Origin of the sequence: Streptococcus sp. 53, assembly GCF_013276565.1 — a bacterium.
Classification (GTDB): Bacteria; Bacillota; Bacilli; order Lactobacillales; family Streptococcaceae; genus Streptococcus.
On record NZ_VMLG01000010.1, the window covers coordinates 34,804 to 49,653 of the forward strand.

Annotated in this window: 17 protein-coding genes and 1 tRNA gene; 8 read left to right on the top strand and 10 right to left on the bottom strand. The window is 41.8% G+C overall.

What is annotated here, in order from left to right; translation table 11 throughout:
- Positions 1–53 precede the first annotated feature (53 nt).
- Genes queC through queF form a run of 4 tightly spaced genes read left to right on the top strand, consistent with a single transcriptional unit; the run spans position 54 to position 2,369 of the window.
- Positions 54–707: a 7-cyano-7-deazaguanine synthase QueC gene (queC, locus tag HT722_RS03325; RefSeq protein WP_173277558.1), complete on the top strand. Its 654-nt coding sequence runs from the start codon at positions 54–56 to the stop codon at positions 705–707.
- Positions 707–1,150, top strand: a complete 444-nt coding sequence (gene queD, locus HT722_RS03330) for a 6-carboxytetrahydropterin synthase QueD (protein ID WP_112443852.1) — start codon at positions 707–709, stop codon at positions 1,148–1,150. The genes queC and queD overlap by 1 nt, the downstream gene beginning before the upstream one ends.
- Positions 1,143–1,859: a 7-carboxy-7-deazaguanine synthase QueE gene (gene queE / locus HT722_RS03335; protein WP_173277561.1), complete on the top strand. Its 717-nt coding sequence runs from the start codon at positions 1,143–1,145 to the stop codon at positions 1,857–1,859. The genes queD and queE overlap by 8 nt, the downstream gene beginning before the upstream one ends.
- A gap of 18 nt (positions 1,860–1,877) precedes the next feature.
- Positions 1,878–2,369, top strand: a complete 492-nt coding sequence (gene queF, locus HT722_RS03340) for a preQ(1) synthase (RefSeq protein WP_000082584.1) — start codon at positions 1,878–1,880, stop codon at positions 2,367–2,369.
- Between the two features lie 253 nt (positions 2,370–2,622).
- On the opposite strand, the gene HT722_RS03345 is transcribed toward queF, so the two are convergent.
- Positions 2,623–3,291, bottom strand: coding sequence for an aquaporin (locus HT722_RS03345; protein ID WP_173277563.1), 669 nt, complete (start codon positions 3,289–3,291; stop codon positions 2,623–2,625).
- A 255-nt stretch (positions 3,292–3,546) separates the two neighbouring features.
- Between HT722_RS03345 and HT722_RS03350 the strand changes: the two genes are divergently transcribed.
- A complete protein-coding gene (locus HT722_RS03350; RefSeq protein ID WP_000048147.1) occupies positions 3,547–4,311 on the top strand; it encodes a (S)-acetoin forming diacetyl reductase in 765 nt (254 codons plus the stop codon).
- 156 nt (positions 4,312–4,467) lie between these two features.
- Here HT722_RS03350 and HT722_RS03355 read toward each other — a convergent pair whose 3' ends face one another.
- Positions 4,468–5,205 carry a DUF2785 domain-containing protein gene (locus HT722_RS03355; protein WP_173277565.1) on the bottom strand — a complete coding sequence of 246 codons (738 nt, stop codon included), beginning with the start codon at positions 5,203–5,205 and terminating at the stop codon, positions 4,468–4,470.
- An 11-nt stretch (positions 5,206–5,216) separates the two neighbouring features.
- Complete coding sequence (locus HT722_RS03360) at positions 5,217–5,549, bottom strand: helix-turn-helix domain-containing protein (RefSeq protein ID WP_173277567.1); 333 nt, start codon at positions 5,547–5,549, stop codon at positions 5,217–5,219.
- A gap of 150 nt (positions 5,550–5,699) precedes the next feature.
- Between HT722_RS03360 and HT722_RS03365 the strand changes: the two genes are divergently transcribed.
- Positions 5,700–6,089 (top strand): nuclear transport factor 2 family protein, encoded by a 390-nt coding sequence (locus HT722_RS03365; protein ID WP_173277569.1) that lies wholly within the window; start codon positions 5,700–5,702, stop codon positions 6,087–6,089.
- Positions 6,090–6,257: 168 nt separating this feature from the next.
- Here HT722_RS03365 and pepF read toward each other — a convergent pair whose 3' ends face one another.
- The 6 genes from pepF to HT722_RS03395 all read right to left on the bottom strand — a co-directional run bounded on the left by pepF (position 6,258) and on the right by HT722_RS03395 (position 11,884).
- Positions 6,258–8,054 (bottom strand): oligoendopeptidase F, encoded by a 1,797-nt coding sequence (gene pepF, locus HT722_RS03370; RefSeq protein ID WP_173277571.1) that lies wholly within the window; start codon positions 8,052–8,054, stop codon positions 6,258–6,260.
- A 10-nt stretch (positions 8,055–8,064) separates the two neighbouring features.
- Complete coding sequence (locus HT722_RS03375; RefSeq protein WP_173277573.1) at positions 8,065–8,808, bottom strand: 16S rRNA (uracil(1498)-N(3))-methyltransferase; 744 nt, start codon at positions 8,806–8,808, stop codon at positions 8,065–8,067.
- Between the two features lies 1 nt (position 8,809).
- A complete protein-coding gene (prmA, locus tag HT722_RS03380; protein WP_173277575.1) occupies positions 8,810–9,760 on the bottom strand; it encodes a 50S ribosomal protein L11 methyltransferase in 951 nt (316 codons plus the stop codon).
- A 137-nt stretch (positions 9,761–9,897) separates the two neighbouring features.
- Positions 9,898–10,326: an NUDIX hydrolase gene (locus tag HT722_RS03385; protein WP_173277578.1), complete on the bottom strand. Its 429-nt coding sequence runs from the start codon at positions 10,324–10,326 to the stop codon at positions 9,898–9,900.
- Between the two features lies 1 nt (position 10,327).
- Entirely contained in the window at positions 10,328–11,395 is a 1,068-nt protein-coding gene (locus tag HT722_RS03390) for a M50 family metallopeptidase (protein ID WP_173277580.1), read from the bottom strand.
- 18 nt (positions 11,396–11,413) lie between these two features.
- Positions 11,414–11,884 carry a DUF3013 family protein gene (locus HT722_RS03395; protein WP_049531867.1) on the bottom strand — a complete coding sequence of 157 codons (471 nt, stop codon included), beginning with the start codon at positions 11,882–11,884 and terminating at the stop codon, positions 11,414–11,416.
- Between the two features lie 115 nt (positions 11,885–11,999).
- Between HT722_RS03395 and HT722_RS03400 the strand changes: the two genes are divergently transcribed.
- Positions 12,000–13,271 carry a replication-associated recombination protein A gene (locus HT722_RS03400; RefSeq protein ID WP_173277582.1) on the top strand — a complete coding sequence of 424 codons (1,272 nt, stop codon included), beginning with the start codon at positions 12,000–12,002 and terminating at the stop codon, positions 13,269–13,271.
- A 264-nt stretch (positions 13,272–13,535) separates the two neighbouring features.
- A tRNA-Lys gene (locus HT722_RS03405) sits at positions 13,536–13,608 on the top strand.
- A 70-nt stretch (positions 13,609–13,678) separates the two neighbouring features.
- Here HT722_RS03405 and HT722_RS03410 read toward each other — a convergent pair.
- Positions 13,679–14,821 carry a site-specific integrase gene (locus HT722_RS03410; RefSeq protein WP_153193065.1) on the bottom strand — a complete coding sequence of 381 codons (1,143 nt, stop codon included), beginning with the start codon at positions 14,819–14,821 and terminating at the stop codon, positions 13,679–13,681.
- Positions 14,822–14,850 lie beyond the last annotated feature (29 nt).

The window sequence follows — 14,850 nt, forward strand, 5'->3', positions numbered from 1 at the left end:
CTCAAGGGAGCTTTTTGCGTGCTCTGAACATTTCCCATTTTGGAAGGAGTACTATGAAACGTCAATCTGCCTTGGTCGTCTTTAGTGGCGGTCAAGATTCTACAACCTGCCTCTTTTGGGCTAAAGAACACTATGAAACAGTCGAAGCTGTCACCTTTGCCTATGGCCAACGCCACCATCTTGAAATTCAAGTTGCCCAAGAAATCGCTAAGGAACAGGGGATTCGCCATCACATCCTAGATATGTCTCTGCTGGGGCAAATCACTGAAAATGCCTTGACTTCTGATCTGGAGATTGAGCAAAAAGAGGGAGAGGTTCCCAATACCTTTGTTGATGGTCGAAACCACCTCTTTCTATCCTTTGCGGCAGTCCTTGCTAAGCAACGAGGCATTACAGACATCGTGACAGGTGTCTGCGAGACAGACTTCTCAGGCTACCCCGATTGTCGGGATGTCTTTATCAAATCTCTCAATGTTACCCTCAACCTTGCTATGGATTACGACTTTGTTATCCAAACACCTCTCATGTGGCTAGACAAGGCTGAAACTTGGGAATTAGCCGACCAACTCGGTGCCTTTGACTATGTTCGTGAAAAGACCTTAACCTGCTACAACGGGATTATCGGAAGTGGCTGTGGAGATTGCCCAGCCTGCCACCTACGTCAACATGGTCTGGATGTTTATCTCTCACAGAAAGGAGAGGCCTAATGTTTTTTGCACCCAAAGAAATCAAACAGGAAACCGGGGAGTCTCTTGTCTACAATCCTCACAGAACCTTGGTATCAAAAGAATTTACCTTTGATGCTGCCCACCACCTCTTTCACTATGAGGGAAAATGCAAATCCCTGCACGGCCACACCTATCATCTGCAGATTGCTGTCAGTGGATTTTTAGATGAACGGGGTATGACCTACGATTTTGGAGACATCAAAGCCATCTACAAGAACTACTTAGAGCCCCACTTGGATCATCGCTATCTAAACGAAACTCTTCCCTATATGAACACGACTGCTGAAAATATGGTTTACTGGATTTTCCAAACCATGAACCAAGAGTTGCCAGACGAGCGCGGTCTCCATTTGGAATACGTTCGCCTCTATGAGACTCCGACTGCCTTTGCGGAGTTTAGACGGGAGTGGTTAGATGACTAGGGAACGTGTCCTCAAACTACCAGTTCTGGAAATTTTTGGTCCAACCTTTCAAGGCGAAGGCCGTGCTATCGGGCAGAAAACCATGTTTGTCCGCACTGCAGGTTGCGACTACCACTGCGACTGGTGCGATTCTGCCTTTACATGGGATGGCTCTGAAAAACCGACTCGTATGACAGCTGATGAGGTCATTGCTGCCTTGGATAAATTGGGGAGCTACGACTATGTAACCCTATCTGGGGGAAATCCTGCTATCCTAGCAGCTAACATGGCCGAACTCGTCACCAAACTCAAGGAACGCGGTGTCACCCTTGCTGTCGAGACTCAAGGTTCTCGCTGGCAAAATTGGTTAAAAGATATTGACCAGGTCACTCTGAGCCCCAAACCTCCTTCATCCAAGATGGAAGTCAACTTTGAGACCTTGGACTTTATCGTTTCCCAACTGGATCCAGATAAGGTCACCTTTAAAATCCCTGTCTTTGACGATGCAGATTTGGCCTTTGCCAGAGGAATACAAGAACGCTACCAACCAGATGTTCTCTTTTTATCAGCAGGAAATCCTGAACCCAAGACTAGAGGCAATATTGTCCAAGACCAACTGGACCGCCTCAAAGAACTCTGGGAACGCATCGCTGCCGACGATAGCTGGGGCAATGTCCGCGTCCTTCCTCAACTCCATACCCTCCTCTACGATAACCAACGTGGTGTTTAAGATTAGAAAGAAAAAATTATGTCACAACAAGAAGAAATGAAAAACCTCAGCCTACTAGGCAACAAAGAAACCAACTACATTTTCGAGTATCAACCAGATGTCCTCGAATCCTTTGACAATCGTCATGTGGAAAATGACTATTTCATCAAGTTCAACTGCCCTGAATTTACCTCACTTTGCCCCATCACTGCTCAGCCAGACTTTGCAACTATCTATATTTCCTACATCCCTGACAAGCTCTGTGTTGAGTCAAAATCCCTCAAACTCTACCTCTTTAGTTACCGAAATCATGGAGATTTTCACGAAAACTGTATCAACACCATCGGTAAAGACTTGGTCAACTTGCTAGACCCTCGCTATTTGGAGGTTTGGGGAAAATTCACTCCTCGCGGTGGCATCTCAATTGACCCCTACTACAACTACGGTAAGCCAGGAACTAAGTATGAAGGCTTGGCAGAACAACGCCTCTTCCAACACGATCTTTATCCAGAGAAAATTGACAATCGTTAAACTCATACTCAATGAAAATCAAAAAGTAAACTAGGAAGCTAGCCGCAGGTTGCTCAAAGCACTGCTTTGAGGTTGTAGATAAGACCGACGAAGTCAGCTCAAAACACTGTTTTGAGGTTGTAGATAAGACTGACGAAGTCCGTCACATATATAATCCAAGGTGAAGCTGACGTGGTTTGAAGAGATTTTCGAAGAGTATCATACGAAAAAACCCTGTTCCTCAAGATGAGGAGCAAGGCTTTTTGAGTTTCAATTATTCTTCTGTTCCAAGGAAGTTTTTCGCAACGAGGGCTGCAAGAACTCCACCAACAATTGGTGCAAGGATGAAAATCCAAACTTGTTGAAGGGCTGCACCACCTACCAAGACAGCTGGTGCCAAGCTACGTGCTGGGTTTACTGAAAGTCCAGTGATGTTCAAGCCAGCTAGAATCAAAGCTGTCAATGACAAACCAATCACCAAACCAGCGATTGCGCCATTACCTTTGCTTGCTGATGTTACAGTCATGATAACCAAAACAAACAAGAAGGTTGCGATTGTTTCAAACAAGAAACCACCAAAGACAGTTACACCGTTTGCCAAGGCATTTTCACCAAGACTTGCAGTTGACATACCTGAATTTGCCAAGAGGAAGAGTACAGATCCAGATGCAAGGAAAGCACCAACCACTTGTCCGAGGATGTAGTTTACAAGCTCTGAAGATGACAAACGTTTATTAACAAACATAGCAATAGAAACAGCTGGGTTCAAGTGAGCGCCTGAAACAGTTCCGATTGAGAAGGCTGCGACTACGATTGCCAAACCAAAGGCAAAGGCAATTCCAAGGTGACCAAGACCTTCAAGACCATTTCCAAAAACAACAGCTCCTGTCCCAACGAACACAAGCATGAACGTACCGATTAACTCAGCGACAAATTTTTTCATTTTCTTTCTCCTTTTTTCAAAAACTAGATACTAGTCTATCAAAAGAGGGAAAGGGTTTCAAGAAAATTGATTGGAAATTTTCAGGATAAAATTCTATAAAAACGGTAGTGTTTATTTGAAACATTTTTTCCAAAGTTATATAATGTCAATATAGTTCTAATTAGTTATTCATTCCCTAATTTGAACTAATTTTTACAACTTTACTGTTCTTTTATGAACGTTTGAATGGTATCGTGGATACCAAGGAGGAAGCATATGTCTAAAGTTGCTATTGTCACAGGTGCAGGTCAAGGAATCGGTTTTGCAATCGCAAAACGATTGGTTCAAGATGGCTTTAAGGTAGGAGTCTTAGACTACAATCCCGAAACAGCTGAAAAAGCTGTTGCCGAATTATCAGCTGAAAATGCCTTTGCTGTCGTGGCCGATGTTTCGAAACAGGCCGAAGTTGCACAAGCATTTCAAAAGGTTGTTGACCATTTTGGTGATTTGAATGTTGTCGTAAATAACGCTGGTGTTGCTCCAACTACTCCTCTCGATACAATTACTGAGGAACAATTTACACGCACTTTCGGTATCAACGTTGGTGGTGTCATTTGGGGTTCACAAGCTGCACAAGCGCAATTTAAAGCACTTGGCCACGGAGGTAAAATTATCAACGCAACTTCTCAAGCTGGTGTTGTCGGCAATCCAAATCTAACTGTTTATGGTGGAACCAAATTTGCTGTTCGTGGAATTACGCAAACATTAGCACGTGATCTAGCAGACTCAGGAATCACTGTTAACGCCTACGCACCAGGTATTGTGAAAACACCAATGATGTACGACATCGCTCATGAAGTTGGTAAAAATGCAGGAAAAGATGACGAATGGGGTATGCAGACATTTGCAAAAGATATTACTCTAAAACGTCTATCTGAACCAGAAGATGTGGCTGCAGCCGTCAGCTTCCTTGCAGGACCAGATTCAAACTACATTACAGGACAAACCATTATCGTTGATGGTGGTATGCAATTCCATTAAGATACACAAAAAGAGGTTGGAAAATGATTCAACCTCTTTTATTAGTTTTCATTATAGGAGGATACAATAGAAACTCTTTCAATAAGTAATATTAGCTTATCCCTAGTATTGAAAAGACTGGATAGCTTCTTTCAAGTCATCTTGTAAACTATTTCTCTAGTCAAGTTGGACATAGACTTCCAACAGACAGGATCTGAAGTTGGAAAATTTATAAAAATCTTCCCTTTCTTCTATCGGAAAATCAATAGTTTTTATCCAAGAAGCTACTTGCTCTTGCTCCAACTTCCCTTGTAAAATCGGTTCATAAAGTACTCTGGCTAAACGCCAATCCTCATCATCTGTAAAACGAATCGCAATTCTTTTAAACAGTTGACCAAGTATGTCAAATACTTCATGAATTCTGTTTTTAGGAAAGTCTGGATGACAAACCGCCTCTGTCAGTAAATCGGCTCCATGTGCAAAAGCATGAACCCAACCATACTGACTTGAAAAACCCGTTGTATCCTTTTCTTTTGAAAGATAATACAAACCTTGATTTAAAAGGACATTACGAATTCTTGCATTTAATCCCTGATAAAAAATCGATTGCTGGTTGGCATCCGCAGACAAGAGATTTGCATAAATAAGCGCCCTAAAAGAACGTTCAAGGGTTAGCAGACCTACCTTATCAATTTCTTTATCTAGTCCTCCATCAGCTAAGACAACCTCAGCAATGAAATGAAATTGTTCCTGTGTAAATAGCTCTTCCTGAATTCCTCTAGCAAAGCTTGTAAAAACAAGGTCATCGCGAATTTCTGGAGAAGGATCTCCCAAATGGTCAAGCAACCACTGGATTTCTTCATCATGATAACTTGGTTTTTCTTCTGCCATTTTTCTAAGTAACTCTTGATACATGGGCAATACCTCTACATTTCTAGCAACTTGATATAATCTAGACCCCAGTTCTCGACAGCATCTAAAACAACTCTGAATTCCTGCCCCATTTCAGTTAAGCTGTACTCAACTCGTGGTGGAACTTCGGCATAGACCTTTCGTTGAACAATCTTATCCTTTTCTAATTGACGGAGATGACGGGTCAAAATAGTTTGAGTAATCCCAGGCAATAATCTCTGCAATTCTTTAAATCGTTTGGTACCCGTACTCAACTGATAAATGATTACCAGTGCCCATTTCCCCGTTAAAACCCTCTGCGTTGTCGCAAATGGACAAATACCATACTCACTCACTTTATTTGTCATAAAATATCTTCTTTCTATTTTTTTAAAAAAATTTATCTTTTAGTATCAATAATAGTACCACTTTTGATACTAGCTATCGAAAAAGTGTCTACTTGTTTTTTTGTTTGTAACTGTTACAATTATATCATAAAAAAGAAATGGAGAATAGATATGTCAACAAACTTAGAAATTTTCAATGCTTATAACCAAGCTTTAATTGCTGGTGACTTTCCTGGTGTCTTTGAAACGATGGCAGACGATATTGTCTGGCATCAACCTGGTACTCATAGTATATCTGGTACAGTTGTTGGTAAGGACAAGCTAGGAACTCACCTGACTACATTTGCTGAGAAAACTAATGGAACCTTTAAGGTGATAACAAATTGGGTTTCTGACAATAAGGATTTAATCGCAGCCAATGTTACTTTTCTTGGAACACGTGCTGATGGTACTGAACTCAATATGAACGGGATTGACCTCTTCCGCATTGAAGACGGAAAAATCAAAGAAGTTTGGCTCTTCTCTTCAGATCAAGCTGAAGAAGATAGCTTTTGGGGATAATTTAAGAGGCCAGGACAAAAAATTTTGATTTTAGGAATTCTTTATTATAAATTTTTAAAATCGATAGATTAGAAAAAAAGCGAACAAGACAGAATTCTGAGTTTCAGATAACTCGTTTTGTTCGCTTTTTATATTTAAGGTTAGACTTTTGTCCCAGACTCTTTTAATTTACTCTCCCAACTGGGCACTGTAAGCGATGATCTGGTCAACTGTGTCTGACAAGAATTGAATTGTATCACGGAGTGGTTTATCTGTTGAAATATCAGCACCGATAATCATAGCTGACTCAAGTGGTGTCTTGCTACCACCTGATTTGAGAAGTTTGAGCCAGTCTTCAGCTCCAGTTTCTGAATGTTTCAAATGGAGGTAACCAGCAGTCGAGATGACTAGTCCTGCTGAGTAAGTGTAACTATACAAGCCCATGTAGTAGTGAGCTTGGCGCATCCAAGTCAAAGCTGCATCATCATCGATTTCAATGGCATCTCCCCAGAAATCCGTCAAGACTTCCTTCATAATACTGTTGAGTTTACTTGCTCCAAAGGTTTCTCCTTCTTCAATCAATGTATACACCTTACGCTGGAAGGCTGCTTCCAAAAGGTGAGTGATAAAGTTATGGAAGTAGGTGTCTGTAAAGCGGTGAGCAAGAGCAAAGCGTTTTTGACGAGGGTCGTCAGACTGGTGCTCCAAGTAATCACTGAGTAGCAATTCATTGAAGGTTGACGGTGCTTCGACATAGTAGGTCGACATGTGGGCATTGAAGTAGCTTTGGTGATTGTCTGAGAAAATGAATTGACCAGAATGCCCGATTTCATGAATCAAGGTATAGACATCGCTCAAACGACCTGTCCAGCTCATGAGGACATATGGGTGCACGCGATATGGATCCGCCGCATAACCGCCAGAATCCTTGCCACTATTGGCAGCAAAGTCCACCCAGCGCTCTTCTTGATAGCGAGCAACTTCCTGACAATATTCTTGCCCCAAAGGTTCTACCGACTTCATGACCAAATCATAGGCATCGTCAATAGTCACTTGAGGATTGAGGACACTATCCAAATCCAATTTCCAATCTGCAAAGGTCATCTTTTCAAGACCATTGACCTTGGCAACATGCTTGAGGTATCTCTGAGCAACTGGCGCAAAATCTTTCATGATGAGGTCAATCTGGCGGTCAAACATAGCACGGTCCACTTCCTGCTCAGCCAAAAGATAGTCAAAGACAGAGTCGTAACCCTTCATATCTGCTAAGACTTTTTCAGACTTGACTTGGGCTAAATAGGCTGCAGCAGCCGTATTTTGGTGCTTACGAAGTCCCTCTGAGAAGGAACGGAAAGATTTTTCACGAACCTCAGCATCCTCGTGATTTTGGTAGAAATTCTCATAGGTCACAAAGCTGTTTTTATATGTCTTGCCATGCGCCTCAAAGTCAGCCATTTCAAAATCTCCAGCACGCATCTTAGTGTAAATATCCTGCGGACTGTAGAAAATTTCACCAAGATTAGTCAAGGCCTTCTCCACATCAGCCCCTAGATAGTGGGCTTTTTTGATTTTTGCCTGACGAATAGCAGCTGTTAAATGTGGCAATTTACCCAAACGGTCCAAGACTTCCTCATCAGCTTCCACCAAAGCATCGTCAAAGAAGGTCAGAGCTACGCTGGCGTCTGTTTCAAATTCCATCCCAGCTTGGGCAATATTGGCAAATTCGTCATTGCTATAGTCTGTCGTCTGCGGCATAAAACCATAGTTACCAATATGGCTCATCTGAATGTAGATTTGTTCCAATTCCGCAAAGGCCTTCTCAAAATCCTCAAAAGTGTGAAGATTGTCCTTGTAATCACGGCTAAACTGGTTGATGTCTTCGCGAGACTTCTCGATTGCACGCAAGAAATCTTCACGGTCTTGGTATAGGGCTGTTAAATCCCAAAGTTCCTTCTCTGGAAATTCTGAACGGTGTTTTTGTTCCATTTTCTTCCTCTTATTTCTCTAATTCTAATAAAACACTAAGGGCTGATAAGGCGTAAAGCGGTGCTGTTTCTGCTCTTAGAATGCGAGGACCAAGTCCTGCCAAGACTGCTCCCTTAGCTTCAAAACTCTCAATTTCTGTAGGTGACAGACCACCTTCTGGACCAAAGATAAAGAGCAATTTGGCTCCTTTTTCAAGACCAGAGACCGCTTGTAAGAGCGCAGCGGCTTCTCCTTCTTTAGCCGACTCTTCATAAGCCACTACGACGCGGTCAAACTGGTCAAGTTGGGCTAGAAAATCTGCTTTCTTCTCAAAAAGCTGAATACTTGGAACCATATTACGCTTGCTTTGTTCTGCTGCTCCAAGGGCAATTTTTTCTAGTTTTTCAACCTTTTTACCCAATTTCTTCCCATCCCACTTGGCAACTGACCAGTCGGCAGGAAAGGCCCAGATTTGGCTGGCACCCAGTTCGGTTACTTTTTGAGTGATGAATTCCAGCTTATCTCCCTTGGGAAAGCCAGATGCGATGGTCACTTGAACGGGCAGTTCCACATTGTCAGCCAATTCTTGGACCAACTCAAACTGACGGGCTTCCACATCCAGCACGCGCGCCAAGCGCTTGACTCCATCATCAAAGACCAAAGTAACCTCATCATCTTCTTTCAAGCGCATAACCTGAAACATATGCTTGCTGGTTTCCTTGTCCTCGATGGTGACAGGAGAGATAGCACTGCCTTTGACAAAATACTGCTGCATGCTAGCCTCCAATCACACCGGAAATATCCTTGGTTTTCTTAAAGACACAGGCATTCCATTCACCTTGGATCATGTGGGTTTCAAGGAAAAATCCAGCTGACTCAGCCGACTGGCGCACCATGTCCCACTTGTCCTTGATAATCCCACTCATTATCAGGTATCCTTCATCCTTGACCAAACGATAAGCATCATCCGTCAGATGAATGAGAATATCCGCCAAGATATTAGCCACAATGACATCTGCCTCAATCTCAACTCCCTTAAGCAAGTCTCCAGCTGCTACATGGATGTTTTCCATACCAGGGTTGAGTTCAATATTTTCCTGAGCAACACGAACTGCCACATCATCTAGGTCGTAAGCGAAAATTTCCTTAGCACCAAGCAGCGAGCTGGCAATAGAAAGGACACCTGATCCAGTCCCCACATCTAGCACTGTTTCTCCACCACGAAGGACCTGCTCCAAGGCAAAAAGGCTCATCTTGGTAGTTGGGTGGGTTCCTGTCCCGAAGGCCATACCAGGATCCAGCTTGATAATCTTTTCTCCAGCAGTCGCCTCATAGTCTGTCCACGACGGCACGATGGTCAAATCATGAGTAATACGAGCTGGTTCATAATATTTCTTCCAGTTGTCTGCCCAGTCTTCCTCAGCCAAGGCAGTCGTCCCCATTTTGATCTCTCCCAAATCCATAAAATCTGTCAATTCTGCTAAGCGAGCCTGTAAGTCCGCCTCAACCGTTGCTACATCAACCGTATCAGAGTAATAGGCTGTCACTACGATTTCTTCTTGTTGCTCGACCTCTGGGAAAATCTCGCCGAAGCGGTCAACATTTCCCACATAGTCCATGCTGTCTTCAATCGCAACGCCTTGCGCTCCCAGCTCAATCAAGAGGTTGGAAACCAACTCCTCCCCTTCACGCTTCACTGTAACTTTTAACTCTTGCCATGTTTCCATTATTAAAATACCAAGCCCGTAAAACACAAGACCAAAATAGGAAATTCTCTGAAGACGCTTGGGTCTAAGAGAAGTTTATCTTTTTGGCACAGTGTTTAGGGCGAGTTCAGTTTAGAAATGTAACCGAACCATCCTTTCTAATCACTTACTTTTAAATAATCTTTTAATCTCTCTTGCAACTGAGGTACAACTTGACTGGAGCTAAGAAATTCCTCGACATTCATGAGCTGATAGCCCTGACCTTCATCTCCAAATACGATACTGTCAAACTGGGCCTGTGTCAACAGACCGACTAGAAATACAGATTGTTTATCCTCACAAAGCATACTTGGATAAACCTTACTCCAAAGCAGACAATCCTCAGTCAAATGAATTCCCAGTTCCTCAAAAACTTCACGCGCCGCGCACTCAAAAGGACTTTCATCCCCCTCTCGTCCACCACCTGGTAGTTCCCACATATTGGACCAGGGAATACTTGCCTTATCATCGCGTAAGATAGTCAAGAGCTTATCCCCACAAAACAAAGCAATCTTACAGCCTGTGAAATCAGAAATTCCTATTTCCATATTAGACTCCTTCGGTTAATTCCTTTTCCAGCTCGGCTAACCAGTTTTGATAATAGCTTTTCTCATCCCGTAACATCCGACTGCTATTCATTTTCTGTCTAGCAATCTTAATAGCCTTGTGAGTTTGAACTACATCTTTCTTCACCTTTAATTGATACCAGGCTTGAATGACCTGCATATCTGCTGTTTTTAGAGATAAAAAGGATTTGACCCCTCGAATACTTGCATATTCTTCCGCTTTCTTATTATCTCCTTCCATCAGAGCAACTTGAAGAAGGTATAATTGAGAACTAGTTTTAGACATTGGATTGTCTGTTTTCTCTAGCACAGACTGCAACTGTTGCTTTGCAAGTTCTATATTATCATCCAATATGAATACCAACCCCTGAAGAGTCTGAACACTTTCTGCAAAACTCCCTCTCGCCTCCTCATCAACAGGCATGATAAAGTCTTTTAAATCATATTCTTGAGGAGCTAGCAAGGTCTGGGCAGAATGCCTCAACATCAAGTAGGCGTATTTCGTATTTTCAGGGTGTTGTAGCAATTCCCAAATTTTTGCGCCATCGGTGATGCCGACTGGCAAAATGTTATTTAGGAAGAAAGACAAATTAAGAAAAATCCAAGTCCCTGCAAAATACCAGCTTCTTGTCAAAAATCCAAACACTATCGCCAATAATATCAAGCTGAGATGAACCATCAAGCCTCCTGAAAGCATCAGGATGATTCTTTGATCGCTTTCATCCTCTTTTAAACCAATGTATTGAGCACCAACATTTTTCAGAATGGCTGTTCTACTAAGATGAAACCTGCCTGACTTTTTGGTCAAAATAAAATGTCCTAATCCAAAAGCCACCAGCCGATAGCCTGTCAAGTAGCCACAAAAAGCATGTCCCAGCTCATGAAGAATAAAGATTAAATATATACTTAGAAGAGCGAAGGCATAACCAAAAGTAAAGACTAAAACTGCGGAATACCCCAACTCTGCAAATGCGATTGTTCCACAAGCACAAGCCAGCATAATAAAGACAACAGCTAGCACATAAACCAAATAAATCCCAATTTTCTTCATAAAATCTCCAACCAACTCCTAGTATCTCGGATAAGGATAAAACTCTCCCTCTTCCAAGCCAACTTTTCCTTCTTCAAAGACTTCTTGGTTCCATTCCATGACAAATTCTTCTGCTTCTGGATCTTCCAAAAAGTCCATAAGGGCATCTAGTCCAACCTCAGCAGTATCTTTGAGGAATAGCGCAAAATAAGCTAAAAACTCACGAGAAAAACCTTTTTTAGGTAGGTAAGGAATGACCGTCAAATAGTCTTCTGCATTGACTGTTGACTTGGCAGGATTGTAAAAAAGCACTGCTTCCTCAAAGAGGATATCATCTGATGACACTTCTCCGTCTTCATCCACCATCTCCACACCTGCAGCATTTTGCGCTTCCAATAGAAAACTCACTTCAACCGCGTGGTTACGCTTGTCCCAACTAATCTCAAAGTCAAAGGGAAAATTCTTCTCCAACTCTTCCTCTAAAACATCTAAAAATCCGTATGTTGCCATTTTGTCCTCTTTCTATGCGACTCTTTAATCGCCCCGATTGCTCGGAAATATGCTAAAATAGATACTACCATCTTACCACATATACATCAGAAAATCCACGTTAGAAAGGACTGCTATGCCAGACAATCTCGCGCTTCGCATGCGCCCTAAAACCATCGACCAGGTCATTGGTCAGGAACATCTGGTCGGACCTGGAAAAATCATCCGCCGCATGGTGGAAGCCAACCGCCTGTCCTCCATGATTCTCTATGGACCTCCGGGAATCGGCAAAACCAGTATTGCATCAGCCATCGCTGGAACGACCAAGTATGCCTTTCGAACTTTTAATGCGACAGTTGATAGTAAAAAACGTCTCCAAGAAATCGCTGAAGAAGCTAAATTCTCCGGTGGCCTTGTACTGCTACTAGACGAGATTCATCGTCTCGACAAGACCAAGCAAGACTTCCTCCTGCCACTCTTGGAAAGTGGATTGGTTATCATGATTGGCGCTACAACTGAAAATCCTTTCTTCTCTGTCACTCCTGCCATTCGTAGTCGTGTTCAGATTTTTGAGTTGGAACCTCTATCTAACCAAGACGTCAAAGAGGCTCTTCAGATAGCTCTAAATAACCCTGAGCGTGGTTTTGATTTTCCAGTAAAACTAGATGAGGATGCGCTGGATTTCATTGCTACCTCTACAAACGGAGACCTTCGCTCTGCCTTCAACTCACTGGATTTAGCAGTTCTTTCTACCCCTGAGAATGACAAGGGCCTTCGCCATATCACCCTCGACATCATGGAAAATAGCCTGCAACGGAGCTATATTACCATGGATAAGGACGGAGATGGCCACTATGATGTTCTCTCAGCCCTGCAAAAGTCTATCCGTGGCTCAGATGTGGATGCCAGTCTTCACTATGCTGCCCGCTTGATTGAGGCTGGTGATTTGCCAAGTCTCGCTCGTCGCTTGACTGTTATCGCTTATGAAGATATCGGTTTGGCCAATCCTGAAGCTCAGATTCACACCGTGACTGCTCTGGATGCTGCACAAAGGATTGGTTTCCCAGAAGCCCGCATTCTCATTGCCAATGTCGTCATTGATTTGGCTCTTTCTCCAAAATCCAACTCTGCCTATGTGGCTATGGACAAGGCGCTTGCCGACCTCAAAACATCAGGGCACTTGCCTATTCCGCGACACCTGCGTGATGGGCACTACAGTGGAAGCAAGGAACTGGGGAATGCCCAAGACTATCTCTATCCACACAACTATCCTGGAAATTGGGTCAAGCAAGACTATCTACCAGAAAAAATCCGCAATCATCACTATTTCCAAGCAGAAGATACTGGTAAATATGAACGGGCTTTGTCTCAAAGAAAGGAAGCTATCGACCGTTTGCGAAAAATCTGAAATCCTTTTCAAAAAATTGCACTTTCCTCTTGATTTTTTTTGAAAAAGTGGTATCATATAAACATAGAAACGCTGTGGTGTACGACTTCACACTTAAGTGTTGACCGACTATTTTTTGTATTATTAGGGAAACAAAAGTCTTCTAACAGCATGTAGGCCGTCTCACACGGAAACAGCTTCAGTTAGAGCGAGTTGCCCACCTGCTTAATTGCGCGGGTTCAATACAAACCGTGAAGTTTCGGCACCAATACAGCTTTTTTCTTTGCCTCCTTAGCTCAGCTGGCAGAGCAGCGGACTCTTAATCCGTGGGTCACAGGTTCGATCCCTGTAGGGGGCATAGTATATAGTTTAGAAACGTTGTTAAATCAACGTTTCTTTTTGATTTGGTCAACTTTTGGTCAATAATTCTATTTTTTAACTAAACTCGTCAAAACAGCACGAACTTTGTTATTTTCAATATCTGCTTTTTCTTTTATAAGATGTCCATAAGTTTCAGTTATTTGTTTAATATCTCTATGACCCATTAATTTTGAAACTGCCCAAATATCAACACCCATTGCTAACATTGTTGAACAATACGTGTGTCTCAGACCTGTACTTGTCATAGTTTGAGGATGAATTTTTAAGGTCTTTAAAATTTGTTTTAAATGCTTGTTCACTCCTGCATTTGTTACAACATTATAATTCAAATCAATAAAAATCATATTTTCATTATTCGTAATCATCTCATTTTCAATGAATACAGATTGCTCTTGTTTTATTTTCTTTAAAATTGTTAATGTATCTTCATCTATTGGAACTGTTCGAACTGAATCTTCCGTTTTGGGTTTTGTCCAACGTTTTTTTATAGTATCATATCTGCGATATGTTTTTATTTCTGAACTTTCCCACAATACACAATCCCATGTGAGACCTGCAACTTCCCCTGCACGTAATCCCGTTTTTAGTTGAATTAATAGTAAATGTGGAACGATTGAAGTTGTTAAATCAAGATTGCTTTCTAAATATGTTACTAACTTTTGATAGTCTTCAAAGCTATGAATATATTTTTCATCTCTTCGCTTTTGTGGAGGTCGTCCTGAGAGTATAACTCCTTCAGTAAAATCTTCGATATTAAGCTTATCTCTTTTCGCAAATACAATCACATTTCTAATTTCCGCATTCATTCTACTAACATTGTCTCTGCTATTAGTTTCAGCGTACTTATTAATAAATTCTTGATATTCGCTTGCTTTAATTTTTAAGGCTGGTTTGTCTTTGAAATATGCTTGAATGAATTTACCACGTATTAGATGCTTATTGAAAGTAGATTCCGCTTTTCCAATTGGTTTAACTGTTAATTCTAGCCACTTTTCCCATAGAGCATAGAATGTAATATTTTTATCAATTATTGCACCATTAAGCAATTTTAACTCAAGAGCTAACGCTTCAATTTCAGCTTCTCTTTTTGTCTTAAAGCCTGAATTTGAAGCAACCACCTTTTTATTTTTATCAAAAATTCTATAATCCCATAAATTCTTTTTTCCTCGTTTTCTGAATGAAACTGACATGATTACCTCTTTCTAAAAGACGATAACCA

Coding starts and splice junctions, on each gene's coding strand:
- HT722_RS03345 (WP_173277563.1), bottom strand. CDS start 3,291: ATGAAAAAATTTGTCGCTGAGTTAATCGGTACGTTCATGCTTGTGTTC.
- HT722_RS03400 (WP_173277582.1), top strand. CDS start 12,000: ATGCCAGACAATCTCGCGCTTCGCATGCGCCCTAAAACCATCGACCAG.
- HT722_RS03375 (WP_173277573.1), bottom strand. CDS start 8,808: ATGCAGCAGTATTTTGTCAAAGGCAGTGCTATCTCTCCTGTCACCATC.
- queD (WP_112443852.1), top strand. CDS start 707: ATGTTTTTTGCACCCAAAGAAATCAAACAGGAAACCGGGGAGTCTCTT.
- HT722_RS03360 (WP_173277567.1), bottom strand. CDS start 5,549: ATGACAAATAAAGTGAGTGAGTATGGTATTTGTCCATTTGCGACAACG.
- HT722_RS03355 (WP_173277565.1), bottom strand. CDS start 5,205: ATGTATCAAGAGTTACTTAGAAAAATGGCAGAAGAAAAACCAAGTTAT.
- pepF (WP_173277571.1), bottom strand. CDS start 8,054: ATGGAACAAAAACACCGTTCAGAATTTCCAGAGAAGGAACTTTGGGAT.
- HT722_RS03385 (WP_173277578.1), bottom strand. CDS start 10,326: ATGGAAATAGGAATTTCTGATTTCACAGGCTGTAAGATTGCTTTGTTT.
- prmA (WP_173277575.1), bottom strand. CDS start 9,760: ATGGAAACATGGCAAGAGTTAAAAGTTACAGTGAAGCGTGAAGGGGAG.
- HT722_RS03395 (WP_049531867.1), bottom strand. CDS start 11,884: ATGGCAACATACGGATTTTTAGATGTTTTAGAGGAAGAGTTGGAGAAG.
- HT722_RS03365 (WP_173277569.1), top strand. CDS start 5,700: ATGTCAACAAACTTAGAAATTTTCAATGCTTATAACCAAGCTTTAATT.
- HT722_RS03390 (WP_173277580.1), bottom strand. CDS start 11,395: ATGAAGAAAATTGGGATTTATTTGGTTTATGTGCTAGCTGTTGTCTTT.
- queF (WP_000082584.1), top strand. CDS start 1,878: ATGTCACAACAAGAAGAAATGAAAAACCTCAGCCTACTAGGCAACAAA.
- queE (WP_173277561.1), top strand. CDS start 1,143: ATGACTAGGGAACGTGTCCTCAAACTACCAGTTCTGGAAATTTTTGGT.
- HT722_RS03350 (WP_000048147.1), top strand. CDS start 3,547: ATGTCTAAAGTTGCTATTGTCACAGGTGCAGGTCAAGGAATCGGTTTT.
- HT722_RS03410 (WP_153193065.1), bottom strand. CDS start 14,821: ATGTCAGTTTCATTCAGAAAACGAGGAAAAAAGAATTTATGGGATTAT.
- queC (WP_173277558.1), top strand. CDS start 54: ATGAAACGTCAATCTGCCTTGGTCGTCTTTAGTGGCGGTCAAGATTCT.